The organism is Mycobacterium stomatepiae, assembly GCF_010731715.1.
GTDB classification, from domain to species: Bacteria; Actinomycetota; Actinomycetes; order Mycobacteriales; family Mycobacteriaceae; genus Mycobacterium; species Mycobacterium stomatepiae.
In genome coordinates, this window is the sequence record NZ_AP022587.1 from 5,750,862 (window position 1) to 5,776,575 (window position 25,714).

A 25,714-nucleotide genomic window follows, 5' to 3' on the forward strand; every position below is an offset into this window, starting at 1 on the left:
CAGCAGGCGTGCGGCGGACGCAGCGATTGCCGCGAGCCTGACGCCACTGCGAAAGATCGAGCGTGGATTCGCAGCAGCGTTAGGCTCGCGAACGGAGGTGCTTCCAGTTCGCTGACGCCGCGGCCTAGCGTTCATAGGTTCCGGTCAGCGTGCCGCGAGCCAGTACGTGCCCGGTCATCGCGGCCAGCAGAGCCTTCGCGCTACTTACCTCGGCCGGAATCGCGACCTCGATCGCGAACACATGGAAGCGGTAATGGTGCAGCCCGTGGCCAGGAATCGGTCGTGGGCCGGCATAGCAGCGATGCCCTAGATCAGCGCGGACAAACCGGATCCCCGCCGTCCCCGGCTGCAATCCGCCCGCCGCGACGCGGTCAACCGTCGGGTCGATCACGGCGACCGTGTGCAGCAGCGGACGGGGGAGCGGAACGTCGACGTCGTCGATGATCAGCACCGTCTGCCGGGTCGCGGGCGGCAGCCCCTCCCAGCGCAGCGGAGGCGACGTGTTGTCACCCACGCCCTTGCCCGCACTCGACGACGGCATCGCCGCACCGTCGGCGAATGCCGTGCTGGTGACGGTGATGGAATGCGCCGCGTCAAAGCCGCTGCCGGACAGCGGTCCTCGTTGTGCACCGGCCCGGACGCCACGCAGCAGCCTGCCCAGCAACGCCATCACGCTCCGCTTCCGGCGCCGCGCATGGCGACCGCGCTGGAGCGCAGCAGCTCGCCAAGTTCGGCGGGCAGGTATCCCTGCGCCGCCAGCCGGGGCATGACGCCTCCGCTCTCGATGATCTCGAGAATCAGGTCGGGCAGTTTGGGAACCATCCCGGACTCTCCGGTGCTGTCATTGCGCCAGCCGCCGTCGGTCAGATTGAAGGCCCCGATATCGCCCTCGCTGAACACGGTGGTGGCATGAGGAATGGTGATCGCGGGCAGCCCGGCGTTGACGGCGTTACGGAAAAACAGCGAGTTGAATTCCTCGGCAACGAGCCCGGCGACGCCGAGTTCTATGAAAAGCGAAGCGACCGGTCGCGACGAGCCGAGTCCGAAGTTCTTGCCCGCCAGAACGATATCGCCTGGCGAAACCTGATCGGTCCAACCCGGCCGCACCTCGTAGAAGATGTGCTTGGCCGCTTCGGCGGGCTCCATTTTCATCGCGAACGCGGGGTACATGGCGTCGGTGTTCAGGTTGTCGCCGAACACCCATACCTTGCCGGAGAAGTTCAGCGTCATGCCGCCACATTCCGCGGGTCGGTGATGTACCCGGCGATCGCCGATGCGGCAACCGTCGCCGGTGAGGCCATGAAGATCTCGGCCTCGGTGCTGCCCATGCGGCCGGTGAAGTTGCGCGTGCTCGACGTGATGCACACCTCGCCGGGCCCGATGACCCCCATGTGATAGCCAAAGCACGCGCCGCAGGTCGAATTGGTGACGACGCCGCCCGCATCGGCGATGTCCTGCAGGTAGCCCAGTCGCATGGCCTGGCGGTACACCGCCTGGGAGGCCGGCGTCACCAGCAGTCGCACACCCGGAGCAATGGTCTTGCCGCGCAACACCCTTGCGGCGATCTCGAGATCCTCGAGTTGACTGTTCGCGCATGATCCGATGAACGCCTGGTCCACCTTCTGCCTGCCCAACTGCGAGACGGGCAACCCGTTGCGGCTCACGGTGCCCGGCCGGGCCACATAGGGTTCCAGGGCGGACAGGTCGATGTGCCGCACATCGTGGTAACCCGCGTCGGGATCCGGCGCCGCCGCGTCATATCCGGTGACGCCGGTGTCGTCGAGGAATCGGGCCAGCACGTCGTCGGCTTCGAAGGTGCTGAAATCGGCCGACACCTCGGCGCCCTGGGTCGCGATGGTGCGACGGTCGTGCATCGGTATGCCGGCCAGGCCCGGTCCGCCGAATTCCAGGTTGAGGTTGGCGGCGTCGCCGTACTTGTCGGCGATGTGCAGGAAGATGTCCTTGCCGCTCAGCGTGTTCGGCTTGGCGCCCTCGAGTTCATAGCGCACCGTCGGGGCGACCTGGAACCAGGTGGTGCCGGTGCACATGATCGAGTAGATCTCGGCGGGACCCAGTCCGCGGGCAGCAGTGTTGTAGGCGCCCGCGGCACAGGTGTGAGAATCGGTGCAGGCCAAGATTTCTCCCGGCCGTGCCAGGCCGTTCTCGGCGATGACCTGATGGCAGATGCCGTGCCGGCCGACATCGTAGAAGCGTTCGATGCCGAAGTCGGCCACGAACTTGCGCGCATGCGGGCCGCCGGCAGCATCCTTGATGGTCGGTGCGGGCACGGCGTGGTCCATCACGACGGCCAGCTTGTCGGGGTCGTGAATCCGGTTGGGCTGGATCCACATGGTGGCGAACTGCAGATCGATCAGCACGGTCATGTCGACGTCGACGACGGTGTCGCCCGGCGTCACGGAGTCCAGACCAACCTTGCGCGCGAAGATCTTTTCGATGATGGTCATGCTCATGAGGCGTCCTTAGTCGCGTACCTGGTGTCGAGCTCCAGCCACTCGGCCATGCCGACCAGGTTGAAGAAGTCGGTGGGGCTGGTGGGCAGGTGAGCCGCTAGAGCGTTTGGGTCGCTGCCGTTGAGCTGGCAAAGGGTTTGGAGCATACCGAACGTCGCTTGCATCAACAGGTTGCCCGGGTGAATCGCGATCGCGTAACCCAACTCTTGCAGCCGGGAGGCCGACTCCAGCGGGGTGAGCCCGCCCAGTACCAGATTGATCAGCAGGGGAGCGTCGACCTCGCGTGCGACGCGCTCGACCTCTTGCTCGTCCTGCGGCGCCTCGACGAAGATGATGTCCGCCCCCGCCTCGGCATAACGATTCGCTCGTTCGATCGCGGCGTCCAACCTGAGCGGCGCGCGGGCGTCGGTGCGGGCCACGACGAGCAGGTCGTCGTCGGAGCGAGCGTCCAGCGCGGCCGCCAGCGTCTGTTCGAACACCGTGGCATCGACGACCTGCTTGTCCGGCAGATGGCCGCAGCGTTTGGGAAACACCTGATCTTCCAACTGGATTGCGGCCGCCCCGGCAGCTTCGTAGGCGCGCACGGTGCGCACCACGTTCATCGGCGCGCCGTAGCCGGTGTCGGCGTCGGCGATCAACGGAATGTCGCCCAACGCGCCGGTGATCATCCGGACCCGGTCGGCCATCTCGGTCGCGGTGACCAATCCGATGTCGGGCAGGCCGAATCCGGACGCCGCGACTCCCGCGCCGGTCAGGTACGCCGCGACGTGCCCGGTACGTTTCGTCAGCTGTGCGGAGATGCCGTCGAAAACCCCCGGCGCGACTACGAGTTCGTGATTGTCCAACAGCTCACGCAGCCGTTGCCTTGCCGGTGTGCTGGCCATTGAGAGTCCTTTCAGTCCAGGGCGCCTGCGACGGGCGCGGCGAGCAGATCGATGAGATGCCCGATGTCATCGAGGTTTTCCAGGCCAACCACCGCGCACTCGATCGCGTTGGCGCGGCCCCGGTTGGTCACCCGATCGGCCAAGGAGTGAAACTTCGCAGCGAGTTCATCGTTGGTGACCGGGTCGGTGGGCCCGCCGTGCGGCAGGTCGACGCGCGCACGGTGTACCGTGCCGTCCCTCGAGGTCACTGAGACATCGGTGCGAAACCGCTCGGTGATCGGCGCGCCGGCCAATGACTCGTCCAGGTGCACCGATGTGTTGGCGATCAGCGACCAGATGTCGTCGGAGTCCAGCCGGGATGCGGTGAACTGCTCCGGCAGTACGTTGCCGTCCAGCAGTGCAGCGGCGGTGGCGTACCCGATATTCATCTGAGCGCCGATCGGCGTGAGGGGACGCTGTGGATTCCACCAGCCGTGCTTGTAGACAGTCTCGCCGACGGTGATGTCGGCCTTCGAGATATCTTCGGGTGCAACCGAACTCCGTAACTGCCGGCCCGCGTCGATCGCGCCGTGAAGGCCGCCCATCGCGGCGTAGGACTTGACCATGATGATCGTGATCTCCCAGCGCTCGCCGAGCTCGGCGGTCAAGACAGCGGCGTCAGGATCGTGGCCTTCCCCGAAAACGCTCAGGAATCCGCCATATTCACGCTCGAACACCCGCTTGATACCGGTATAGCCGGCGGCGGCCAGCCCGGCCGCGTAGAAGCCGTTGCGGGCCGCGAGGCCGTGGTGCATGCGCTTGCTCATCGCCTCGTACTGTGCGGCCATCAGTCCCGCCGATTGGGTGCCGGCCAAACCGAGCGCATCCTCGAGCTGCGCGGGCGGCAGACCGCGCAACTTGCCCGACGCCATGGCCGCCGAGTGTGTGCCGAAGACCGGCCCCGAGTGCCAGCCACGGTCCAGCATCTGGGTTCCGTGCAACGTGTATCCGACGCGCGGACCCACCTCGAACCCGGCGACCGCCGCGAGCAGGAGTTCGGCACCGGTCGTCGAATGCGGCCGCACCGAGGCCGTCGAGAGCAACGCCGGAATCAGCAGCGAGCAGCTGTGCAACGGCGCCAGCGGATGGAAGTCGTCGAGTTCGAAGCCCTGGATGAAGGTGCCGTTGAGCACCGCGGCCGCGGGTGCGCCGGTGGTGTGGCCGGTGCCGATCACCACTGAGTCGCCGGGGCTCTCCAGCCCCAGGACCGCGCCGGTGGCGACACGTGACCAGGGCAATTGGGCACCGACCAGGGCACAGCCCAGCCCGTCGAGCAGGAGATATTTCGCCCGCTCGACCACGCCCGGCGGGACATCAGCGAGCGTGAGGCCGGCGACCCAGGTGGCCAATCGTCCGGTCGGGCCCGCCGGGTCGGTGGCGGCGTGCTGTGGCACCGCGGTCATCGGATCTCCCCACCATGTCAGTTGTTATATACATATAACAACTGAACCACCGGCGCAAGGGAGGCGGTGTGAGAGCATGACGACCATGCAGGGGGCCAATGCCGAAGGCGGCCCGGTATCCGCCGGCGCCGGGGTGCCGCTACACCGGCAGCTCTTTTTGGTGCTACACGACGAGATCGACCGCGGCGTGCTGGCTCCCGGCGACGCGTTGCCCACCGAGCAGACGCTCTGCGACCAGTTCGGCGTTTCGCGCATCACGGTGCGCCGCGCGCTGGCCGACCTGGCCGACCAGGGATACATCGAGCGCCGGCACGGCGTCGGTTCGTTCGTGCGCCAGCACGCCCCGGCCGACCTACCGGTGGCGGGTGGTTCCTACCTGGATGGACTGCGCCAGGCACAGTTCGAGACCGAGGTCGACGTGCTCGAACTCGGTCCGCGCCGGCCTTCGCGGCTCGTCGGCGACGCGCTCGAGACGTCCGGCGAGCTGCTGTACGTAGTGCGGGTGCGGCGCCAGCGCCGAACCGGCGAGCCGTTGATGGTCACCGAGGCGTGGCTGCCAAATCAATTGGCGGACAAGCTGACCGAGTCGGCGTTGCGGAGCGAACCACTCTACGAGCTGCTATCGAATCTCGGGATCGTGGTGGAGCGAATGCGACACGAGATCACCGCCGAGGTTGCTGGCCCGCGTCACGCCCGCCTACTCGAGACGGCGATCGGTGCCGCGCTGCTGCGCGTCAACCGCCTCGCGTTCGTGGCGGGCCGGCCGCATCACTACCTGTCGATTCTGTTGTCTCCGAGCCGCAGTCGGGTGTTGATGAGTCAGTCGGCGGCCGAACTGGAAACGGGCGACGGCTTGGCGATCGCCCACGATGTGCGCTGGGACTCGTGCTAACGCATCAGTCCGACGCCCGGGATGAAGCGACCGACGGTCGCCGCAAAGCCCCGATAGGCGTCGCCGTGGGCTCGCAACAGGTGCGGCTCCTTCACGCGGCGCACCTGCAGTTCGACAGCGGCAATAAGCAGGATAAAGCCAGTGCAGGCAGCAAGATTCGTGGTTGCCAGTGCGATCTCGAAGCCGAACGCGAACATCGCGGTGTAGATCGGATTGCGCACTTGCCCGAACACGCCGGTCCGCACCAGGGTGGTCTCCCGTTCGTCGACGACGGCGGCGTTCATTGCGCGGGGTCGGGCACGGCCGCGTCGATGGCGGCGGAATCCGGTGCGCAGTCACCGGCCCCGGGCACCAGTGTCGACAGCGCCGCCGCGGCGCAGGCGCGTTGCAAGGCGGTCAGCCGCCGCGTCCGCGAACCCGGGTCGGAAGGCCAGTTCGCTGCCAGTACGCCGGCGAAAACGTCGCCGGCACCGGTGGTGTCTACCGCGCTGACCGTGGGTGCGGGTACCCAGAGCTCGTCGTCGGGACTGACGTAGCGGGCGCCTCGGGCACCGAGAGTGGTCACCAAATGGGCCGGGCGCCAGGGCAATTCCTCGGCTTCGGCTTCGTTGGCAATCACCACGTCCGCGAGCTCAGCCAGTTCGGCCAGCGCGCTTCGCTGTTGGGGGGTCGGTGAGGCGTTGACGATGACGACCGCGCCTGCCGTTTTTGCTTCGCGTGCGGCGGCCACCGCGGTGGCGATCGGAATCTCCAACTGGGTCAACAGCACATCGCAGTCGGCGACCGTGCGGGTGGACGCGGCGGTCAGGGTCAGCTGCGCGTTGGCGCCCGGCGCCACGACGATGGTGTTCTCGGCGCCGGCATCCACCACGATGATCGCCGTCCCGCTGGGACCGGCCACCGCCACTGTCGCGTCCAGCCCAACGCCGTTGGCTACCAGATGCGCCCGCAACGATTCGGCCGCGGCGTCGTCGCCGAGCGCGCCGACGAATTGCACCTGTGCCCCCGCGCGGGCGGCGGCCACGGCCTGGTTGCCACCCTTGCCGCCGGGTGCGTGATTCAACGACGACGCGAGCACCGTTTCGCCCGGGCGAGGCAGGGTGTCGACGTCGCAGGTGATGTCCATGTTCACGCTGCCCACGACGCAGACCCGAGCCATCTGGTCGACGTTAGTCGCGTCCGGCTTACCTTTTGAAGGCGATCGCAAGCCTCAAACGCCAATTTTGTGATGTCCGCGCGCTAATGTGCTGCGTGAGCAGCGCCTCTTTGGGAAGGGGAAGCGAGTGACACCCAGTGAGCTGGCCGACGCCAAGTCGGCCACCGACTCCGTCCCGGCGCAAGAGGCGGCGGCTGCCGAGGACGGGTCGCGCAAGGGTCGCAGGTTTCGCCGCCGCCGATTTGTGCGGGTGGGCATCCAGTCCAAGCTGTTGATGACGCTGCTGATCTGCAGCATTTTTTCCGTGGCGGTCGTCGGCCTCATCGGTGCCATCACCGGCCGTGACGCCCTGCGGCAGGTCGAGGCTGAGCGGCTGACCGAGTTGCGTGAGTCGCAGAAGCGGCAGTTGGATGCGCTGTTCAAGCAGATGACGAATTCGCTGATCGTCTACAGCGGCGGGTTCAGCGTTGTCCAGGCGATGCAGGCCTTCACCACAAGTTTCGATCAGTTGGGCAATGCGACGATCAGTCCCGCGCAGCAGCAGTCACTGGTCAACTACTACGACAACCAGATGATCAAACCGATCAAACGGATCACCGGTGACACGATCGATATCAATGCGGTGATGCCGAGTTCCAACGCGCAGAAATACCTTCAGGCGAACTACACCGCGCCGCCGCGGCCCGGCGCCGACGGATTGCCGGTCGTGGATGCCGGCGACGGCAGTGCGTGGTCGGCGGCGAACGCCCGGTTCGACTTCTACATGCGCGGCATCGTTACCCGCTTCGACTATCGCGATGTGCTGTTGCTGGATAACGACGGCAATGTCGTCTACTCGGTGGCCAAGGGGCCCGACCTCGGCACCAATGTCCTCACCGGCCCGTATCGCGAATCCAATTTGCGCGAAGCATTCCAAAAGGCGTTGCGCTCCAACGACGTCGACTTCGTCTGGATAACCGACTTCCAGACGTATCAACCGGCACTGGATGTTCCCACAGGTTGGGTCGTGTCGCCGATCGGGATGAACGGAAAGATCGAAGGCGTCATGGCGTGGCCGCTGCCGACTGCGAAGATCAACCGGATCATGACCGCCGACAGGCAGTGGGACGCCGCGGGCATGGGTCCGTCCACTGAGTCGTACCTGGTGGGTCCAGACGGTTTGATGCGCTCGGACTCTCGGCTTTTCCTCGAGGATCCGGAGGAATATCGCAAGGAGGCCGTCGCTGCCGGAACTCCGCCCGACGTGGTGAACAGGGCGATCCAGTTGGGCACCACGATCCTCGTGCAGCCGGCACAAACCGCGGGATTTCGCGCGTCCCAGCGCGGCCAGACCGGAACCGTCACCGCCACCGACTACACGGGCAACAGCGAGATGGAGGCCGATACCCCGTTGGTGGTGGCGGATTCTGACCTGCATTGGTCGATTCTGGTGACGCGCGACGACTCCGATGCTTTCGCGCGGCTGGGCAGGTTCAGCCAAACGTTGGTGGTCGGCGTCGCGTCGATGATCTTCGTCGTGTGCGTCGCTTCGATGCTGCTGGCCCAGATCATGCTGCGGCCGGTCCGGCGTCTCCAGGCCGGTACGCAGAAGATCAGCTCCGGTGACTACGAGGTCAACATCCCGGTCACGTCGCGCGACGAAATCGGTGACCTCACTCAGGCTTTCAACGAGATGAGCCGGAATCTCGCGATCAAGGACGAGTTGCTCAACGAGCAGCGGAAGGAAAACGATCGTCTGTTGCTGGCGCTCATGCCGGAGTCGGTCGCACAACGCTACCGCGAGGGTCAGGAGACCATCGCGCAAAAACACCAGGACGTAGCCATCATCTACGCCGATATCGTTGGCCTGGACGAGATTTCGATCGACCTCTCCGGCAGCGAACTGGTGGGCATCGTCGACGAGTTATTCCGGCAGTTCGACGCGGCGGCCGAAGCTCTTGGCGTCGAACGGATTCGTACCTTCCACAACGGCTACCCCGCCAGCTGCGGGGTAGTCACGCCGCAGCTGGACAGCATTTACCGAAGCCTCGACTTCGCGCTGGAGATGCGTCAGATCATCGAGCGGTTCAACGGTCAAACCTCGCACGAACTGAAGCTGCGAGTCGGCATCAACACCGGCAATGTGATCAGCGGACTGGTGGGACGATCGAGTCTTGTCTATGACATGTGGGGCGGGGCGGTAAGCCTGGCCTACCAAATGCACAGTGGCGCACCGCAGCCCGGCATCTACGTCACCTCGAGTGTGTACGAGACGATGCGGGATGTCCGGCAATTCACGCCGGCCGGCACGATCTCGGTCGCCGGAAAAGATCAGGCGATCTACCAGTTGTCGGAGCGGTAATGAACGCCTTCCACTCCTCGTGGTTCTACTGGGCAATCGGCGTGGCGATCGGATTCCCGGTCACTGTGATCCTGCTGACCGAGGTGCACCACGCACTCGTTCGCCGAAACAATCGGCTGGCCCGGCAAGTCAGCCTGCTGCGCAACTTCTTGCTGCCGCTCGGCGCACTGTTGCTGCTGCTGGTCAATGCCGCACAGATCCCGGCCGGAGACGGCCTGGTGCGCATCCTGTCCACGCTGTTCGGCTTCCTGGTGTTGGTCATGTTGCTGTCCGGGCTCAATGCGACCGTATTCGAGGGTGCACCCCAGGGCAGCTGGCGCAAACGACTACCCACGATTTTCCTCGACGTCGCGCGCTTCGCGCTGATCGGCGCCGGCCTGGCCGTCATCTTGTCCGTCGTTTGGGGTGTGCGGGTCGGCGGCCTGTTCACCGCGCTGGGCGTGACGTCTGTCGTGCTGGGTTTGATGCTGCAGAATTCCGTCGGCCAGATCGTGTCGGGCCTGTTCATGTTGTTCGAGCAGCCCTTCCGCATCGACGATTGGCTCGACGCGTCCAACGAGCGCGGGCGAGTCGTCGAGGTCAACTGGCGGGCCGTGCACATCCAAACCGGCAGCGGAATACGGGTCATGCCGAACTCGATGCTGGCCAGTACCTCGTTCACCAATCTCAGCCGCCCGTCCGGCACCCACAAACTGTCGATCACGACGACATTCGCCGCCGCCGACCCGCCCGACCGGGTCTGCGCGATGTTGACCCGTGTCGCCTCTGAGCTGCCGCAACTCAAGACCGGCAGCGTTCCCCGGTCCGTCCCGCTGGGCAAGGGCGAATACTCCACGAGCATCGGGCTGAACTCGCCCGGCGACGACGGCGGCGCGCGATCGACCTTTCTGCGCTGGATCTGGTACGCCGCCCGGCGCGAGGAACTGCACCTCGACGAGGCCGACGACGACTATTCGACCAGGGAACGGGTGGAAGACGCTCTGCGATCCGTGGTGGCACCCGCGCTGCGGCTCAGCGTTGCCGATCAGCAGGCGCTGCACTCCTCGGCGCGAATCGTCCTCTACGGCGCCGACGAAATCGTCGAGTACGCCGGGCAGGTGCCGATCGGGATGACCTTCGTGATCGCCGGGCGGGTGCAGATGATGGCGACCGCCGAGGACGGGGCGGTCGTGCCGATCAGCACGCTGGAGGCTGGTTCGTTCCTGGGCCTGACCGCACTCACCCGGCAACCGAACCTCGCCAGCGCGTACGCGTTGGAGGAGGTCACCGCGTTGATCATCGATCGCGACCACCTCGAGCATCTGGTGATGCGTGAACCGTTGCTGCTACAGGACTTTGGCAACATCCTGGAAGAGCGGCAGAGCAAAGTGCGCCAGGCCGAGCGTGGTGAGCGCGTCGGCTGAGCCCGACCGGCACCCAGGCCGCCTTACCTGACCGGCTCAGGCCCGTTACCCTGGATCAATGAGTCTGCAAGCGCCATCGCGTCCTGACTTGCGTCAGGAGGTCCACAACGCCGCCCGGCGCGCCCGCGCCGCGTCCCGCGCACTGGCGTTGTTGCCGACGGTCGCCAAGGACCAGGCGCTGAAGTCCGCGGCCGACGCGATCACCGCCAACACCAGGCAGATCCTGGCTGCCAATGACGAAGATCTGAAGGTTGCCCGGGCCGCCGGGACACCCAACGCGATGCTCGACCGGTTGGCGTTGAACCCCAACCGGGTGGATGGAATCGCTGCAGGTCTGCGCCAGGTTGCCGGGCTCCCGGACCCGGTCGGCGAGGTGCTGCGCGGTTACACGTTGCCCAATGGGCTGCAGTTGCGTCAGCAGCGGGTTCCGCTCGGCGTGATCGGCATGATCTACGAGGGCCGGCCCAATGTCACCGTCGACGCTTTCGGGTTGGCGCTCAAGTCCGGCAATGCCGTACTGCTGCGCGGCAGTTCGTCGGCGGCGCGCTCGAATCAGGCACTGGTCGAGGCGCTGCGTGCGTCACTGGTCAGCGAGGATCTGCCCGCCGACGCGGTCCAGCTGCTTTCGTCCGACGACCGATCCACGGTCACGCACCTGATCCAGGCGCGCGGCCTTGTCGATGTGGTGATCCCGCGTGGGGGAGCGAGCCTGATCGACGCCGTGGTCCGCGACGCCCAGGTGCCCACGATCGAGACCGGGGTCGGCAACTGTCATGTCTATGTGGACGGGGGCGCAGACCTGGATGTAGCCGAACGGATTCTGCTGAACTCCAAGACCCGCCGGCCCAGCGTGTGCAACGCGGCCGAGACGCTGTTGGTGGACACCGCGATCGCCGCGAACGCGGTGCCCCGGCTGGTGGCGGCCCTGCAGGACGCCGGTGTGACGGTGCATCTCGACCCGGACGAGGACAACCTGCGCCGCGAGTACCTGTCGATGGACATCGCGGTGGCGGTGGTCGACGGCGTCGATGCCGCGATCGCTCACATCAACGAATACGGGACCGGGCACACCGAGGCCATTGTGACCACCAATATGGCTGCGGCCCAACGGTTTTCTGATGGCGTCGATGCGGCCGCCGTGATGGTCAACGCTTCGACGTCGTTCACCGACGGCGAGCAATTCGGTTTCGGCGCCGAGATCGGCATCTCGACGCAGAAGCTGCACGCCCGCGGTCCGATGGGCCTGCCCGAACTGACCTCGACAAAATGGATCGCGTGGGGTGACGGCCAGGTTCGTCCGGCCTGACCCCGAGCTACCAAAAGCGTTTTAGGAGAACTGAGATTGTGAGCGTGCCCGCCCGGCCCACTCCGCTGTTCGCGGACATCGCCGACGTCTCCCGGCGGTTGGCCGAGACCGGTTACCTGCCCGACACCGCCACCGCAACGGCGGTGTTTCTTGCCGACCGGCTGGGCAAGCCGTTGCTGGTCGAAGGTCCCGCTGGCGTCGGCAAGACCGAGCTGGCCCGCGCCATCGCGCAGGCCACCGGCTCGGGTCTGGTTCGGCTGCAGTGCTACGAGGGTGTCGACGAGGCTCGCGCCCTCTACGAATGGAATCACGCCAAGCAGATACTCCGTATTCAAACCGGCAACGCTGCCGGACAAGGCGACTGGGACCAGACCAAGGACGATGTGTTCAGCGAGGAGTTCCTGCTGCAGCGTCCACTGCTGACCGCGATCCGGCGCACCGAGCCGACGGTGCTGCTGATCGACGAAACCGACAAGGCCGACATCGAGATCGAGGGCCTGCTGCTCGAGGTGCTCTCCGATTTCGCGGTGACCGTGCCGGAGTTGGGCACGATCACCGCCGCGCGCACGCCGCTGGTTGTGCTGACCTCCAACGCCACCCGGGAACTGTCCGAGGCGCTCAAGCGTCGCTGCCTGTTTTTGCACATCGACTTCCCCACGCCCGACCTGGAACGGCGCATCCTGTTGTCCCGGGTCCCGGAGTTGCCCGCGCATCTCGCCGAAGAGCTGGTGCGCATCATCGGCGTCCTGCGTGCCATGCAGTTGAAGAAGGTGCCGTCCGTCGCCGAGACCATCGACTGGGGCCGCACGCTGCTGGCGCTGGGACTGGACACCATCGACGACGCGGTCGTCGCCCAGACACTCGGCGTGGTGCTCAAACACCAATCCGATCAGCAACGCGCGGCCGGGGAACTGAGGCTGAACTGATGCCCCCGCGGCGCGTCCGCCCCACCAGACCCCTCGCCCCGTACGGGTTGCCGGGCCACCTGGTGGGCTTCGTGGAAGCGCTTCGTGGAAGCGGGATTTCGGTGGGACCGTCGGAGACGGTGGATGCTGGCCGGGTGATGGCCACCCTCGGCCTCAGCGATCGCGACGTGCTGCGCGAAGGTATCGCGTGTGCGGTGCTACGCCAGCCCGACCATCGCGACACCTACGACGCGATGTTCGACCTGTGGTTCCCCGCGGCGATCGGTGCGCGCGCGGTCGTCCTCGATGACGGCGGGGCCGGCCAAGACAGCGAGGCCCTGCCCGCCGACGACGTCGACGCGATGCGGCAGATGCTGCTGGACCTGCTGACCCAGAACGAGGACCTGGCCGACCTGGACGAACGACTCATCGCGATGATCGCGCGGATCGTGGAGGCCTACGGCAAATACAGTTCCAGCCGCGGCCCGTCATTTTCGTCGTATCAGGCGCTCAAGGCGATGGCGCTAGACGAGCTGGAGGGCAAGCTGCTCGCGGGCCTGCTCGCCCCGTACGGCGACGAGCCCACGCCCACTCAAGAGCAGATTGCTAAAGCGCTTGCCGCGCAGCGGATTACTCAGCTGCGCAAGATGGTCGACGCCGAGACCAAGCGGCGCACCGCCGAGCAGCTCGGCCGCGATCACGTCCAGATGTACGGCATCCCGCAGCTTGCGGAGAACGTCGAGTTCCTGCGGGCATCCGGTGACCAGCTGCGTCAGATGCAGCGAGTGGTGGCGCCGTTAGCCCGCACGCTGGCCACTCGGCTGGCGGCACGACGGCGTCGCAGCCGCGCCGGCACGATCGACCTGCGCAAAACGCTGCGCAAGTCGATGTCCACCGGCGGCGTGCCGATCGATCTGGTGTTGGCCAAACCTCGTCCGGCACGCCCGGAACTGGTTGTGCTGTGCGACGTGTCGGGTTCGGTGGCCGGATTCAGCCACTTCACCCTGCTGCTGGTACACGCTCTGCGCCAACAGTTTTCGCGCGTGAGAGTGTTCGCCTTCATCGACACCACCGACGAGGTCACCCACATGTTCGGGCCGGAAGCCGACCTCCCCGTGGCGATCCAGCGGATCACCCGCGAGGCCGGCGTCTACAGCCGCGACGGTCACTCCGATTACGGCAACGCATTCGTCTCGTTCCTGCAGGCCAATCCGAACGCCTTGTCGCCGCGCAGCTCCCTGCTGGTGCTGGGGGACGGCCGCACCAACTACCGCGACCCGGCCATCGACGTGCTGTCCGACATGGTCACCGCCGCCCGGCACGCGCACTGGCTCAACCCCGAGCCCAAACACCTTTGGGGCAGTGGCGATTCGGCGGTGCCGCGCTACGAAGAAGTGATCACCATGCACGAATGCCGTTCCGCCAAGCAACTCGCCACGGTGATCGACCAACTGCTGCCGGTGTGAACCCTTCGTCTTCTGATAGACGAGCCAGCACATCTCGATCGGGCTCATCTCACCAACGATAGGAAAAGCGTTGATGCCACGAATCGACCCGGGGTACCAACGCGTGGCCGGCCAAGCGCCGGGCAGGGGTCACCTCCGCACCCGGGCATCGGGTTGCTCACCGAACAGCGACGGCCCCGGGGCGGCCGCGAAGATCCGCATAGATCCGCACACACACGGTCTGGTATTCGTCGATCGGCCCCGGGCGGCAGGTCGACGGCTGTGGCGATGTCCCCGACTGTCGCGGCGTCGAGCAATCACGCGACGATCGACTCCCGCGCCTTCACCGATTCGGATCGGGAACTGTCCACCCGGTTCTGCTACCCGGCCGGGTAGACGTGAGCTCGCGAATCGGCCCGATTCGGACGGCCCGGTAAGCTGGCAAATCGTGCAAAAGCGCCGTCGCAGACTAGGAGTAATGGGTGGGACATTCGACCCCATCCATTACGGGCACCTGGTTGCAGCGAGTGAGGTAGCCGACCTGTTCGACCTCGACGAAGTGGTGTTCGTGCCCAGCGGCCAGCCATGGCAGAAGACCCGCAATGTCTCCGCCGCCGAGGACCGGTACCTGATGACGGTGATCGCGACCGCCTCCAATCCGCGGTTCTCGGTCAGCCGGGTCGACATCGACCGCGGTGGCCCCACCTACACCAAGGACACCCTGCAGGACCTGCACGCGCTGAACCCGGATTCCGAACTGTTCTTCATCACTGGAGCAGACGCGCTGTCGTCCATCCTGTCCTGGCATGGCTGGGAAGCGCTGTTCGAGCTGGCGCGGTTCATCGGCGTTAGCCGGCCCGGCTACGAGCTGCGCCACGAGCACATCACCGAGGTGCTCGGCGAACTGGCCAAGGACGCGCTGACCCTCGTTGAGGTTCCGGCACTGGCGATCTCGTCGACCGACTGCCGTCAGCGCGCCGCCGAACGCCGTCCGCTGTGGTACCTGATGCCCGACGGCGTCGTGCAGTACGTCTCCAAGCGCCGGCTTTACCGCGGCCCGGTCGAGGGCGAGGCCAAAGCCACACTCGGCCCATCGCAGTCCAGCCTTTCGACGGGGAACAACCCATGAGCGCCACCCAGGAAGCCATCGACATGGCGACGATCGCGGCCAACGCGGCGGCTTCGAAGCTGGCCAACGACGTTGTGGTGATCGACGTCTCCGGGCAATTGGTCATCACCGACTGCTTCGTCATCGCCTCGGCGTCCAACGAGCGGCAAGTCAACGCGATCGTCGACGAGGTCGAGGAGAAAATGCAGAAGGCCGGCTACAAACCCGCACGCCGCGAGGGCGCTCGGGAGGGACGCTGGACGCTGCTGGATTACCGCGACATCGTCGTACACGTCCAGCACCAGGACGACCGCAACGTCTACGCCCTGGACCGCCTATGGGGTGACTGCCCGGTGATACCGGTGGACTTGGCGGCCGATTCCCAGGATTCGGCGAGCGCGCAATGAGCATTCGTCGCCTGGTGATGTTGCGGCACGGCCAAACCGACTTCAACGCCGGCAGCCGCATGCAGGGGCAGTTGGACTCCGCGCTGACCGAACTCGGCCGCGCCCAGGCGATCGCCGCCGCCGAGGTGCTGGGCAAGTTGCAGCCGCTGCTTATCGTGTCGTCGGATCTGCATCGCGCCTACGACACCGCGGTCAAGCTCGGGGAGCGGACCGGGCTACAGGTGCGGGCGGATGAACGGCTCCGCGAGACGCACCTGGGCGAGTGGCAGGGCCTGACCCACACCGAGGTCGACGGGCAGGCCCCGGGCGCCCGGATCACCTGGCGCGACGACGCCACCTGGGCACCGCACGGCGGGGAAAGCAGGGTCGACGTTGCCGCCCGCAGCGTGCCGCTGGTCGCTGAGCTGGTGGCCGGCGAGCCCGAATGGGGAGACTCCGACGAGCCCGACCGGCCGGTGGTGCTGGTTGCCCATGGCGGGCTGATCGCCGCGTTATCGGCTGCGCTGCTGAAGCTTCCGGTCGCCAACTGGCCGATCCTGGGTGGGATGGGCAATGCTAGCTGGGTGCAGCTCTCCGGCCACTCGCAGGACTCTGGTGCCCACTTCGGCAGCATCCGTTGGCGCCTCGATGTGTGGAATGCTTCGGCGCAGGGCTGAAAACGATGTCCTCTGAGGTACGGCGCACGCTGCTGGTCTTCGCCGACTCTTTGTCCTACTACGGCCCCACCGGGGGACTGCCCGCCGATGATCCACGCATCTGGCCCAATATCGTTGCCTCCCAACTAGATTGGGATGTAGAGCTGATCGGGCGCATCGGCTGGACCTGTCGCGACGTGTGGTGGGCCGCCACGCAGGACCCGCGGGCCTGGGCGGCGCTACCCAAAGCGGGTGCGGTGATTTTCGCGACCAGTGGGATGGATTCACTGCCATCGGTGCTGCCGACCGCGCTGCGTGAACTGATCCGCTACGTCCGCCCGCCGTGGCTGCGGCGCTGGGTCCGCGACGGCTACGGGTGGCTGCAGCCGAGGCTATCGCCGATGGCCCGGGCCGCCCTGCCACCGCATTTGACGGCCGACTATCTCGAGCAGACGCGGGGCGCAATCGATTTCAACCGTCCCGGCATCCCGATCGTGGCGTCGCTGCCGTCGGTGCACATCGCCGAGACCTACGGCAAGGCCCACCACGGGCGCGCCGGGACCGTGGCGGCCATCACTAAGTGGGCACAGCAGCATGACGTGTCCCTGGTCGACCTCAAAGCCGCTGTGGCCGAGCAGGTTATGAGCGGGCGTGGTAATCCCGACGGCATCCACTGGAATTTCGAAGCCCATCAGCGGGTCGCGGAGCTGATGCTAAAGGCGCTGGCCGAAGCCGGCGTGGCAACGATGCAGAGCGCGCAGCGCGATGAGGAGGCGCCGCGCAATCAGGCCGGCGTTGCTTCCGAGAAGCCGCGCGGCTGAACACATGACCCGCGCCGACGACGATGCAGAGCGAAGCGATGGGAAGGAGCGGCGCTCGTGACCGTCGTCGTGGTGACCGATGCCTCGTCGCGCCTCCCGGCCGATCTGCTCGAAAAGTGGGCGATACGCGTTGTCCCACTGCATGTCCTGCTCGACGGCGGCGACCTGCGCGACGGGGTCGACGAGATCCCCGACGAGGTCTATCGGCACCACGCCACGACGGCGGCAGCCACCCCGGCTGAACTCGAGAAGGCCTACCGCCAAGCGTTGGCCGACTCCGACGGGGATGGCGTGGTGGCCGTGCACATTTCGTCGGCGCTGTCGGGCACCTGTGGCGTGGGTGAACGTACGGCAGCCGAAATCGGCCAGGCCGTCCGGGTTGTCGATTCGCGCTCGGCGGCCATGGGTACCGGCTTCGTCGCACTGGCCGCCGCACGCGCCGCGGCGGCGGGCGCCGACCTGGACGCCGTGGCCACCGCCGCGAACGCCGCGGTAAACCGCACTCACGCGTTCATCGTGGTGCACGGTCTGGACAACCTCCGGCGCAGCGGCCGCATCGGTGGCGCCAAGGCATGGCTGGGCACGGCGCTGTCTCTCAAGCCGCTGCTGCGCATCGACGACGGTAAACTCGTTCTGGCCCAACGGGTAAGGACCGTCAGCAAGGCGACGGCAGCGATGCTGGACCGGGTCTGCGAAATCGTGGGCGATAGTTCCGCGGCGGTGGCGGTGCATCACGTCGTCAACCCGGACGGCGCGAACGAGGCGGCGGCCGCATTGGCTCGCCGGCTACCGGCCTGCGAGCCGGCGATCGTCACATCGCTGGGACCGGTGCTGGGTGTCCATGTCGGCCCCGGAGCCGTCGCGGTGTGCGTGGATGTGCACACGCCTTAGCCCGGCAACGATGCCGCCCGCGGCGGACGCTGAGGAGCCCGGCAATCAGGCTCGGGCGGATGCCGGCTTTCGGGCGTTGTCACCGCGCGGATGCACGACCTGTGGCCACCAGAACCAGCGTCCGAGCAGCGTCGCGATCGAGGGCATCAAGAGGGTCCGCACGATCAGCGTGTCGAGCAACAGACCGATGCAGACCGTGGACCCGAACTGGCCGAGAATCGTCAGGTTGCTGCCCAGCATCGACGCCATCGTGAAGGCGAACACCAGGCCGGCCGCCGTGACCACCCCGCCGGTGCCGGCCATCGAACGGATGATCCCGGTCTTGAGCCCGGCGTGGATCTCCTCCTTGAATCGCGAGACCAGCAGCAGGTTGTAGTCCGATCCGACGGCCAGCAGGATGATCACCGACAGGGCCATCACGATCCAGTGCACCTTGATACCGAACAGGTCCTGCCAAATCAGCACGGACAGACCGAATGACGCGGCGATCGAGCTGGCCGCGGTGCCGACGATCACCAGTGCGGCAACCGCGCTTCGAGTCAGCAGCAGCATGATCATGAAGATCAGCGTCAGTGCCGACACCACCGCGATCATCAGGTCGTATTTGGCACCGTCGGCCATGTCCTTGAAGGTCGCGGCGGTCCCGCCGAGATACACCTTGGCGTCGGCGAGCGAGGATTGCTTCAGCCCTTCCTGGGCCGCCGTTCGCTCGGCGCCGACCCGCGAAATGCCTTCGGGGGTCATCGGATCGCCCTGATGGGTGATGAAGAAGCGCGCCGACTTACCGTCTGGGGACAAGAACATCCGCAGCCCGGTCTGGAAATCGGGGTTGTCGAAGGCCTCCGGCGGCAGATAGAAGAAGTCGTCGTTCTTGGACTGGTCGAAGCTCTGGCCCATCACGATCGCGGTGTTGCTCATCGACTCCATCTGGTTGATCATCGCCCGGAAGGTCTGATAGAGCGTCAACGTGATGCCCCGGGTGGTCTTCAGCGTCGTGATCAGCGTGGGAAACAGCGCATTCAGGTCGTGGGTGGCCTGGGCGGTGTGCTTGATGTCGGCCGTGAGGTAGTGGAACTGCTCGGCAAGTTGGTCGAAGCCATCCAACGTGTCGAACAGCGATCGCAGCCCGTAGCACAGCGGGATGTCGTAGCAGTGCTTCTCCCAATAGAAGTAGGTGCGCACCGGCCGGAAGGTGTCATCGAAATCCGCGATGTGGTCGCGCAGGCTATCGGTGATTTGTGACGTCACCGCCGTGGTCGCCGCGCTGTCGTCGGCGGCATGGGCCAGATCCAGCGACACCTCGTACTGGCGTTGCGTGGTGTCGATCTGGGTCTGCAGGTCATCAGCCATCTTGAGGATGTCGTTCATGCGCTCCTTGAGGAAGCCCATGTTCTGCATGGTCGTCTGGCTTTGGATGCTGTTCTGGAGCGGTATCGAGCTGTGCTGAATCGGAATCCCCAGCGGCCTGGTGATGTCCATGGATCATGGCGATGCCCAGGACGCGAATAACGTTGTGCGTCACCCTGTCCAGTACCAGCATGTCGGCCGGATTCCGCATGTCGTGTTCGGCCTCGATCATCAACATGTCGGGGTTCATCCGGGCTTGGGAGAAGTGCCGGTCCGCGGCGGCCTGTCCCAGGTTGGACGGCGCGGAGGCGGGCAGGTAGTGACTGTCGTTGTAGCTCGTGTGGTAACTCGGCAGCGCGACCATGCCGACCAGGACGACCGCGGCGCTGACCGCCAAAACCGCTGCGGGCCACCGCACTACCGCGGTGCCGACCCGCCGCCAGAGCCGGCCTTGCTTGGCGGCACGCTTGGACTCGAAACGGCCGAACTTACTGCCCAGGAACACGATCGCGGGACCCAGCGTGACGCCGGCCAACACCACGACCAGCATCCCGATCGCCACCGGTGCACCCATGGTGTTGAACCACGGCAGCCGCGCGAAACTCAGGCAGTAGGTCGCACCGGCAATCGTCAGGCCCGACCCAAGCACCACCGGGGTGACACTGCGAAACGTCGTGTAATACGCGGCTTCTCGATCCTCGCCACTACGGCGCGCCTCTTGATATCGGCCGACGAGGAAGATCCCGTAGTCGGTGGCCGCGGCGATCGCCAGCATGGTGAGGATATTCGCGGCGAACGTCGTGAGCCCGAATGCGTTGTTATAGGCGAGAACCGCCACGACTCCGCGCGCGCACGCCAGTGAAACCAGGGTCATGAACAGCTGGATCAGGGTGGTGGCAATCGAGCGGTAGACCAGCAGCAGCATGATCGCGATCGCGCCCAGGGTGAACAGCGTGATCTTGGCCAGGCTCGCGTTCCCGATGACGTGTGAGTCGTCGCTGAACGCTGCGGGGCCGGTGACATAGACCTTGAGTCCGGGCGGTGTGGCGTTCTTTTCGATGACCTTGCGGACCGCCTCGACCGACTCGTTGGCCTGGGTGGTGCCCTGGTTGCCGGCCAGGTTCAGCATCACGTAGGCGCCCTTGCCGTCGGCGCTTTGAGCGCCCGCCGCCGTCAACCGGTCACCCCAGAAGTCCTGGATGTGCTGGATGTGGTTGTGGTCCTGCTGCAGTTGGTGAATCAGGTTGTCGTAATAGCGATGTGCGTCCGGGCCCAGCGACTCCTGACTCTCCAGGACGATCATGATCGTGCTGTTCGAGTCGAATTCCTTGAAGTTGTGCCCCAGCCGCATCATCGCCTTCATCGACGGCGCGTCCAAGGGTGCCATCGGCGCCGAGTGCGCCTCACCGACGACCTCGAGGGGAGGGACGGCCGGACGGTGACGAGCAACCAGCCCAACAGGACCGGCACCGCGAACAGACGGATCATGTGCGGGATAACGGGCCGGTGCGGGTGCTGGGGGTCCGCCTGGGCCGGTGCACCGATCGGTCCGGTGTCGGTGTCGTCCAGGCCGGTGTGACTCTTGTTGTTCAGGTCGCTCACGCGGATTTCACCAGGCGGAACGTCTGAGCGTTGTGGCCATCGGAGTTTTGCTGGTCGCGGACGACGTTGTCCACCGTGATCTTGCAGCTGATGCGGTTGCCGTCACTTTGGGCCATGATGTTGGCGCTTACCGATGGCAGCGTGGTCGAGATCGTCGTCGACCACGGCAGCGGCGCGTTGTCGATCTGGTGGGTGTTGGCGTTCTCGTCCCAGTAGTTGATGTTCGCGGTGGCGCCCGGCGGGCCGGAGATTTCGTAGACGACGACCTTCGGGTTGAACTGCACGATTTCGATGCCCTTGCCGGCATTGGCGTTGAGGTCCTGCGAGCCGAAGATCTTGTGCAGCCGCGACACGACCAATGCCGAGACGGCCAGTACCACAATTAACAGCAGGGGAATCCACGCCCGCTTGAGCGCCCGAGTTATCGCGTCCGGGTTCGGCGAAGCCCGCATCTTGACCGCCTTCCGCTCACCGCTGCGGGGCCTGCCGTCCTGCTATGGAAGGCTCACCACCGTCGTCGACAACCTTAGTTGTCGGCGGAACCTTTGCTCGGCTAAGTACTCTAAGCCTAAAGGACGGAAGCGTTCCTCCGGGGTGCCCCGGCTGTGGCCGGCTTCGTACGCCTAGCGAGCCAGGCGCCCGGTGACCGGCGGTAAGTCGGCGAGGGTCGCGATCCCTGGTTTGGCGGCCACCACGGCGGGGACGGCGTTGGTGACCGGCATCGCGGTATAGATCATGCCGAGGCCCATGAACCCGGGCTCCGTCCAATCCTTCGGCGGCAGGCAGTGCAGCACGGTCCGCATGTTGGGCAAGCCGAAGACCTGAATGACGTGGCCGTGCTCGAGCGGCTTGGGCGGGACGATGTGATTACCCATGGTCCAGTTGAATCCGACGCTGACGACGTTGCGATCGCCTTCCCAGCCGCGATGAAAGCCGTACACGCCGCCGACCGTGCCCGCGGGGATCTTCATGAAGCCCAGGTCGGAGTCGCCGGTGGCCGCGGTGAACGTGACGTCGAAGGTCATCTTGTCCAGCTTGGCGCCGATCGCGTCGGCCATCATCGCCGCCGACTCGGCGAAGACTTCGCTTTCCCGCCGCACGTTCTCCGCCAGTCCCGGTGTGTCAGAGTCTTGCGAGAAGCCCATCGCCGTCTGGGTCTCCGCGGATTCGTAGGTCGAGCAGTCCACCGACTCGGTGATCCGGATTTCGTCGACGCGCTCGCATGAGGCGGACAGCACCATGCCGACCATGTTCGTCATGCCGGGATGCGCGCCGCTGCCGAAGATAGTCGAATTGCCTTTGGCGCAAGCATCTTCGATGCGTTTGCGGTCCTGTGGTGTCTGCTTGCCGCCGGTGATCCAGGCCGCGCTGGAGCACACGTTGACCCCTGACTCCAGCAGCCGCACCAATTCGTCGACGTTGGGCCACAACGGGTTATAGCAACATGCATCCGCGCGCAGCGCGATCAGCGCATCGATGTCGTTGGTGGCCTGCACCCCGGTCGGCTCCGGCCAGCCGGAGAGTTCCGCGGCATCGACACCGACCTTGTCCGCCCCGTGGGCGTACACCCCGACCAGCTCCATGTCGGGCCGGCCGATGATCGCGTGCAGCGAGCGGCGCCCGATGTTCCCCGTCGTCCACTGGATGACGCGTAAGGGACGGTCTGTGCTGGCTGTGCTCATCGTGGCTCCTTTGCCGCTGCGGGGGTGGAACCATTATGCGAACGCCGCAGCCGGGTGCGGCGTTCGGGCGTGCCGGGTCAGGCGTCCAGCCGAATGAACTGGTCCTGGCGGTACTGCTCGACGCACGCGGCGCGGCGGATCTTGCCGCTCGTCGTGGTGGGAATCGAGCCGGGAGGCACCAGCACCAGATCCCCGACGTTGAGTCCGTGCGCATTGGAGATCGCCGCCGTGACCTGGCTCGTGACGTCACCCAGCCAGCGCATCGCATCGACGTCGGATCGCTTCTTGAGCTCGATGACGGCGACCAGCTGCTCGGTGCCGTCCACCGGGACCGAGATAGCCGCGACCCGGCCACGGGTGATCTCTTGGATCGTCGCCTCGATGTCTTCGGGATAGTGATTGCGCCCGCGGATGATCAGCAGGTCCTTGATGCGGCCGACGATGAACAATTCGCCGGAGTAGGTGAAACCCAGATCGCCGGTGCGCAGCCACGGCCCGTCGGGCGTGCCGGGCGACGGGTCGACGAGTGTTGCGCCGAAGCAGCGCTGCTCTTCCGGTGGCCTGCGCCAGTAGCCGTCGGCGACGTTCTCGCCGTGCACCCAGATTTCACCGATCGAGTCCGGCGGGCATTCCCGGTTCGTCTGACTGTCGACGATCCGCACCGTGGGCGATGGCGGCACCTGGTACTTCACCAGTGCCGTGCCCTTCCGTGGCGCGCATGGCTCTACCCGCCCCGCGCCGAGCGCTTCGGTGTCGAAATGCGCCGCCGGCGCCGATTCACTCCAGGTACCCGTCGCCACGAAGACGGTGGCCTCGGCCATACCGTAGGAAGGACGCATCATGTAATCGCGAAAGTTGAAGTGCGCGAACCGATCTACGAAGCGACGCAAGGTAACCGGCTCGACCCGCTCGGCGCCGCTGATGATGCCCAGCACGCCGCCGAGATCGAGCCCGGCCAGGTCTTCGTCGGTGGTCTTGCGAGCGGCCAAGTCAAAGGCGAAGTTGGGCGCCGACGACCACGTGTGGGGGTTTTCGGCGAGCGCTCGCACCCACCTGGCGGGCCGCTCCAAGAATCCGAGCGGACTGGTCAGCTCGGCACGCTGGCCGCTCAGGATCGGAGCGCAGACTCCCAGCACCAAACCCATGTCGTGGTAGAAGGGCAACCACGACACGATCGTGGCTTCCGACGGGATTTTGGTTCGTGAGTCCGCGAAGAAGCTGCGCATCAGCTGGTCGAAATTCACTTCGAGATTTCGGTGCGAGATCATCACTCCGGTTGGCGTTCGGGTCGAGCCCGAGCTGTACTGCAAATACGCGATGCCAGGCAAATCTGTTGTCTGGAAGCTGGTTTCGCGATCGCTATCCAGATTGAGCGAGTCGATTGCGACGATCTTCGGAACGTCGGCCATCCTTGCTCGATCGACATATTCGGCCACGTCTTCGGCGTGCACGGATGTGGTGAGAACAACCGAAGGCGAGGTATCGGCAAGGACCGCGCCCACCCGCTCGTCACTCGAGCCGCGATGCGGCAACGGAAGTGGAACAGCGATGAGCCCGGCCTGCATGGCTCCCAGGAACGCCGCGATGTAATCAAGCCCCTGTGGAGCCAGGATTACCGCCCGGTCGCCGACCGAGCCGTGCGGGCCGAGATCGCGTGCCGCATTGAGTGTTCGACGGGATATCTGCGACCACGTCAGGCTCTCGCGAACACCGTCCCAATTGCCTTCGTAATTGGTGAACGTGTACGCCACATCATGCGGGCGCATGCTGGCGCGCCCATGCAGCATGGCGAGAATCGACGATCCAGACATAGGCGCGTGGTCAGTGGTCGACTTGGCCTGCGCCGTGCGACAACACGGACGTGGCACCGGCAAGGATCTGGGAAAGCGGGTCGGCGCCGCCGCCGAACGTCGCCTGGTTGGCGGGCGCGGTGACTTCCGCCGGGTCGAAGCCGTGCACCGGGTCCACCTGAACCGGCGCGGTCGCCGGGTCGTCGTTGCGCGAGTAGCCCGCGTTCACCCGGGGAATCAGGATCGCGTCCAGCTTGTTGAGCGTGCCTTCGTCGATCCCGACGTACTTCAACGGCATGACAAGCGGCAGGTGCTTCTCCGGGACCATGATCGTCGTGTCTTTCGCGCCCCGGGAGTTGATCGTCGTTCTGATGTTCTGTGGCGGCACCATGCTCGCGTTGGTGAAGGCCACCGCGGTGTGACCCGTGGCGAGGCCCAGCAGCGTGTTGGCCAGCGCGAACAGGTTGTCCGGCCGGTCGGGGAAGTCCGCGATCGAGTCGTATGCGGCCACGAATCTGTTTGTGTCGTACTGACTCTCATACGGCGGGGGCATGGTGTAGTCGAGGGCTGGAACAACGGTGCCGACCGGGAACATGGCACTCAGGAAGCTCTGACCGAAAGCATGACGCCCGATCGGGTCGCCGAATGTGGCGAAGTTCAGTTTGTCCGGCGGGGGAGCAGTCGGGTCGTTGGCCAGGCGCGCCTGCTCGCCGTCGACCACGAACCCGCCCTCGGACAAGCCGATCGCGGTTCCGGGGCGACCGGCGCGGATCGCCGCATCGAGGTTGTCGACGCCCACGTCGACCGACTCGCCGACGCTGGGGCCGTCCAGACCAAGGCCGGGGAAGAGTTCATCGAACCGGCCGATGCCGGGGAAGAGCCGTTCCAGCACGTGACCCTGCACCTGGCCCGCCGGGTAGCGGACGATTTCGCGTTTCTGGCCGGGGAACCATTGGGCACCCTCCTGACGGATGTACTCGTCGTAAGGGATGCCCAGCACGTGAGCGCCGCCGAGCGCGAACGCGGTCTGGTCGCCCGGTGCTCCGGGTGTCGGCGGCCCGCCGATGGGCGTGTCGTCAGCCGACGCGGTACCGACACCGAAATAACCTGTGGCGCCGACGGTTACCAGCGCCGAAACTCCTGCGAGTAGTTTCTTCATTCCTAATCCTGACCGCTCGGATTCGTT

Annotated in this window: 21 protein-coding genes and 2 pseudogenes; 11 read left to right on the forward strand and 12 right to left on the reverse strand. The window is 65.9% G+C overall.

Features of this window, described 5'->3' with window-relative positions; all coding sequences use genetic code 11:
- Positions 1–124: 124 nt before the first annotated feature.
- The 5 genes from G6N54_RS27330 to G6N54_RS27350 are packed head-to-tail and all read right to left on the reverse strand — an operon-like array spanning position 125 to position 4,797.
- The gene (locus tag G6N54_RS27330; RefSeq protein ID WP_163793689.1) at positions 125–670 is read right to left on the reverse strand and encodes a YbhB/YbcL family Raf kinase inhibitor-like protein; all 546 of its coding nucleotides are present in this window, start codon (positions 668–670) and stop codon (positions 125–127) included.
- Positions 670–1,230 (reverse strand): LeuD/DmdB family oxidoreductase small subunit, encoded by a 561-nt coding sequence (locus tag G6N54_RS27335; RefSeq protein ID WP_163793691.1) that lies wholly within the window; start codon positions 1,228–1,230, stop codon positions 670–672. Before G6N54_RS27335 ends, G6N54_RS27330 begins: the two co-directional genes overlap by 1 nt.
- Positions 1,227–2,471 carry a 3-isopropylmalate dehydratase large subunit gene (locus tag G6N54_RS27340; protein ID WP_163793693.1) on the reverse strand — a complete coding sequence of 415 codons (1,245 nt, stop codon included), beginning with the start codon at positions 2,469–2,471 and terminating at the stop codon, positions 1,227–1,229. Before G6N54_RS27340 ends, G6N54_RS27335 begins: the two co-directional genes overlap by 4 nt.
- Positions 2,468–3,355: an isocitrate lyase/PEP mutase family protein gene (locus G6N54_RS27345; RefSeq protein WP_163793695.1), complete on the reverse strand. Its 888-nt coding sequence runs from the start codon at positions 3,353–3,355 to the stop codon at positions 2,468–2,470. The genes G6N54_RS27340 and G6N54_RS27345 overlap by 4 nt, the downstream gene beginning before the upstream one ends.
- 11 nt (positions 3,356–3,366) lie before the next feature.
- Positions 3,367–4,797, reverse strand: a complete 1,431-nt coding sequence (locus G6N54_RS27350) for an MmgE/PrpD family protein (RefSeq protein WP_163793697.1) — start codon at positions 4,795–4,797, stop codon at positions 3,367–3,369.
- Positions 4,798–4,873: 76 nt separating this feature from the next.
- On the opposite strand from G6N54_RS27350, the gene G6N54_RS27355 reads away from it, so the two are divergent.
- Entirely contained in the window at positions 4,874–5,689 is an 816-nt protein-coding gene (locus G6N54_RS27355) for a GntR family transcriptional regulator (protein ID WP_232073044.1), read from the forward strand.
- On the opposite strand, the pseudogene G6N54_RS27360 reads toward G6N54_RS27355, so the two are convergent.
- Both G6N54_RS27360 and G6N54_RS27365 read right to left on the reverse strand, forming a co-directional pair.
- Positions 5,686–5,958: pseudogene (locus G6N54_RS27360) on the reverse strand (methyltransferase family protein); the annotation flags it as partial. The gene G6N54_RS27355 and the pseudogene G6N54_RS27360 sit on opposite strands and share 4 nt — an antisense overlap.
- A gap of 11 nt (positions 5,959–5,969) precedes the next feature.
- Entirely contained in the window at positions 5,970–6,848 is an 879-nt protein-coding gene (locus tag G6N54_RS27365; RefSeq protein WP_163793701.1) for a PfkB family carbohydrate kinase, read from the reverse strand.
- Between the two features lie 124 nt (positions 6,849–6,972).
- On the opposite strand from G6N54_RS27365, the gene G6N54_RS27370 reads away from it, so the two are divergent.
- The 10 genes from G6N54_RS27370 (at position 6,973) to G6N54_RS27415 (ending at position 18,107) form a co-directional block, all read left to right on the forward strand.
- Positions 6,973–9,186 (forward strand): adenylate/guanylate cyclase domain-containing protein, encoded by a 2,214-nt coding sequence (locus G6N54_RS27370; protein WP_372513278.1) that lies wholly within the window; start codon positions 6,973–6,975, stop codon positions 9,184–9,186.
- Positions 9,186–10,589 (forward strand): mechanosensitive ion channel domain-containing protein, encoded by a 1,404-nt coding sequence (locus tag G6N54_RS27375; protein ID WP_163793703.1) that lies wholly within the window; start codon positions 9,186–9,188, stop codon positions 10,587–10,589. Before G6N54_RS27370 ends, G6N54_RS27375 begins: the two co-directional genes overlap by 1 nt.
- 58 nt (positions 10,590–10,647) lie before the next feature.
- Positions 10,648–11,895, forward strand: a complete 1,248-nt coding sequence (locus G6N54_RS27380; protein WP_163793705.1) for a glutamate-5-semialdehyde dehydrogenase — start codon at positions 10,648–10,650, stop codon at positions 11,893–11,895.
- 38 nt (positions 11,896–11,933) lie between these two features.
- Positions 11,934–12,821 (forward strand): AAA family ATPase, encoded by an 888-nt coding sequence (locus G6N54_RS27385; RefSeq protein WP_163793707.1) that lies wholly within the window; start codon positions 11,934–11,936, stop codon positions 12,819–12,821.
- Positions 12,821–14,266, forward strand: coding sequence for a vWA domain-containing protein (locus tag G6N54_RS27390; RefSeq protein WP_163793709.1), 1,446 nt, complete (start codon positions 12,821–12,823; stop codon positions 14,264–14,266). The genes G6N54_RS27385 and G6N54_RS27390 overlap by 1 nt, the downstream gene beginning before the upstream one ends.
- A gap of 427 nt (positions 14,267–14,693) precedes the next feature.
- Positions 14,694–15,374, forward strand: a complete 681-nt coding sequence (gene nadD / locus G6N54_RS27395; RefSeq protein ID WP_163793711.1) for a nicotinate-nucleotide adenylyltransferase — start codon at positions 14,694–14,696, stop codon at positions 15,372–15,374.
- A complete protein-coding gene (rsfS, locus tag G6N54_RS27400) occupies positions 15,371–15,760 on the forward strand; it encodes a ribosome silencing factor (protein WP_163793713.1) in 390 nt (129 codons plus the stop codon). Before nadD ends, rsfS begins: the two co-directional genes overlap by 4 nt.
- A complete protein-coding gene (gpgP, locus tag G6N54_RS27405; protein ID WP_163793716.1) occupies positions 15,757–16,416 on the forward strand; it encodes a glucosyl-3-phosphoglycerate phosphatase in 660 nt (219 codons plus the stop codon). The genes rsfS and gpgP overlap by 4 nt, the downstream gene beginning before the upstream one ends.
- A 5-nt stretch (positions 16,417–16,421) precedes the next feature.
- Positions 16,422–17,216, forward strand: a complete 795-nt coding sequence (octT, locus tag G6N54_RS27410; protein ID WP_163793718.1) for a diglucosylglycerate octanoyltransferase — start codon at positions 16,422–16,424, stop codon at positions 17,214–17,216.
- Positions 17,217–17,273: 57 nt separating this feature from the next.
- Positions 17,274–18,107, forward strand: a complete 834-nt coding sequence (locus tag G6N54_RS27415; protein WP_163793720.1) for a DegV family protein — start codon at positions 17,274–17,276, stop codon at positions 18,105–18,107.
- A 45-nt stretch (positions 18,108–18,152) separates the two neighbouring features.
- Here G6N54_RS27415 and G6N54_RS27420 read toward each other — a convergent pair.
- From G6N54_RS27420 to pe, 5 genes and pseudogenes are all read right to left on the reverse strand, one after another.
- Positions 18,153–20,942, reverse strand: a pseudogene (locus tag G6N54_RS27420) (MMPL/RND family transporter).
- A gap of 110 nt (positions 20,943–21,052) precedes the next feature.
- The gene (locus G6N54_RS27425; protein ID WP_163793722.1) at positions 21,053–21,508 is read right to left on the reverse strand and encodes an MmpS family transport accessory protein; all 456 of its coding nucleotides are present in this window, start codon (positions 21,506–21,508) and stop codon (positions 21,053–21,055) included.
- 171 nt (positions 21,509–21,679) lie between these two features.
- The gene (locus G6N54_RS27430) at positions 21,680–22,738 is read right to left on the reverse strand and encodes an NAD(P)H-dependent amine dehydrogenase family protein (RefSeq protein WP_163793724.1); all 1,059 of its coding nucleotides are present in this window, start codon (positions 22,736–22,738) and stop codon (positions 21,680–21,682) included.
- A 77-nt stretch (positions 22,739–22,815) separates the two neighbouring features.
- Positions 22,816–24,549: an AMP-binding protein gene (locus tag G6N54_RS27435; RefSeq protein WP_163793726.1), complete on the reverse strand. Its 1,734-nt coding sequence runs from the start codon at positions 24,547–24,549 to the stop codon at positions 22,816–22,818.
- 10 nt (positions 24,550–24,559) lie between these two features.
- Complete coding sequence (gene pe / locus G6N54_RS27440) at positions 24,560–25,687, reverse strand: acyltransferase PE (protein WP_163793728.1); 1,128 nt, start codon at positions 25,685–25,687, stop codon at positions 24,560–24,562.
- Between the last annotated feature and the right edge of the window lie 27 nt (positions 25,688–25,714).

Bases quoted from the DNA above. Each gene is read 5' to 3' on its own strand.
- G6N54_RS27350 (WP_163793697.1), bottom strand. From the start codon at position 4,797: ATGACCGCGGTGCCACAGCACGCCGCCACCGACCCGGCGGGCCCGACC.
- G6N54_RS27425 (WP_163793722.1), bottom strand. From the start codon at position 21,508: ATGCGGGCTTCGCCGAACCCGGACGCGATAACTCGGGCGCTCAAGCGG.
- G6N54_RS27390 (WP_163793709.1), top strand. From the start codon at position 12,821: ATGCCCCCGCGGCGCGTCCGCCCCACCAGACCCCTCGCCCCGTACGGG.
- pe (WP_163793728.1), bottom strand. From the start codon at position 25,687: ATGAAGAAACTACTCGCAGGAGTTTCGGCGCTGGTAACCGTCGGCGCC.
- G6N54_RS27435 (WP_163793726.1), bottom strand. From the start codon at position 24,549: ATGTCTGGATCGTCGATTCTCGCCATGCTGCATGGGCGCGCCAGCATG.
- gpgP (WP_163793716.1), top strand. From the start codon at position 15,757: ATGAGCATTCGTCGCCTGGTGATGTTGCGGCACGGCCAAACCGACTTC.
- G6N54_RS27380 (WP_163793705.1), top strand. From the start codon at position 10,648: ATGAGTCTGCAAGCGCCATCGCGTCCTGACTTGCGTCAGGAGGTCCAC.
- G6N54_RS27355 (WP_232073044.1), top strand. From the start codon at position 4,874: ATGACGACCATGCAGGGGGCCAATGCCGAAGGCGGCCCGGTATCCGCC.
- rsfS (WP_163793713.1), top strand. From the start codon at position 15,371: ATGAGCGCCACCCAGGAAGCCATCGACATGGCGACGATCGCGGCCAAC.
- G6N54_RS27430 (WP_163793724.1), bottom strand. From the start codon at position 22,738: ATGAGCACAGCCAGCACAGACCGTCCCTTACGCGTCATCCAGTGGACG.
- G6N54_RS27335 (WP_163793691.1), bottom strand. From the start codon at position 1,230: ATGACGCTGAACTTCTCCGGCAAGGTATGGGTGTTCGGCGACAACCTG.
- G6N54_RS27330 (WP_163793689.1), bottom strand. From the start codon at position 670: ATGGCGTTGCTGGGCAGGCTGCTGCGTGGCGTCCGGGCCGGTGCACAA.
- G6N54_RS27365 (WP_163793701.1), bottom strand. From the start codon at position 6,848: ATGGCTCGGGTCTGCGTCGTGGGCAGCGTGAACATGGACATCACCTGC.
- octT (WP_163793718.1), top strand. From the start codon at position 16,422: ATGTCCTCTGAGGTACGGCGCACGCTGCTGGTCTTCGCCGACTCTTTG.
- G6N54_RS27340 (WP_163793693.1), bottom strand. From the start codon at position 2,471: ATGAGCATGACCATCATCGAAAAGATCTTCGCGCGCAAGGTTGGTCTG.
- G6N54_RS27345 (WP_163793695.1), bottom strand. From the start codon at position 3,355: ATGGCCAGCACACCGGCAAGGCAACGGCTGCGTGAGCTGTTGGACAAT.
- G6N54_RS27375 (WP_163793703.1), top strand. From the start codon at position 9,186: ATGAACGCCTTCCACTCCTCGTGGTTCTACTGGGCAATCGGCGTGGCG.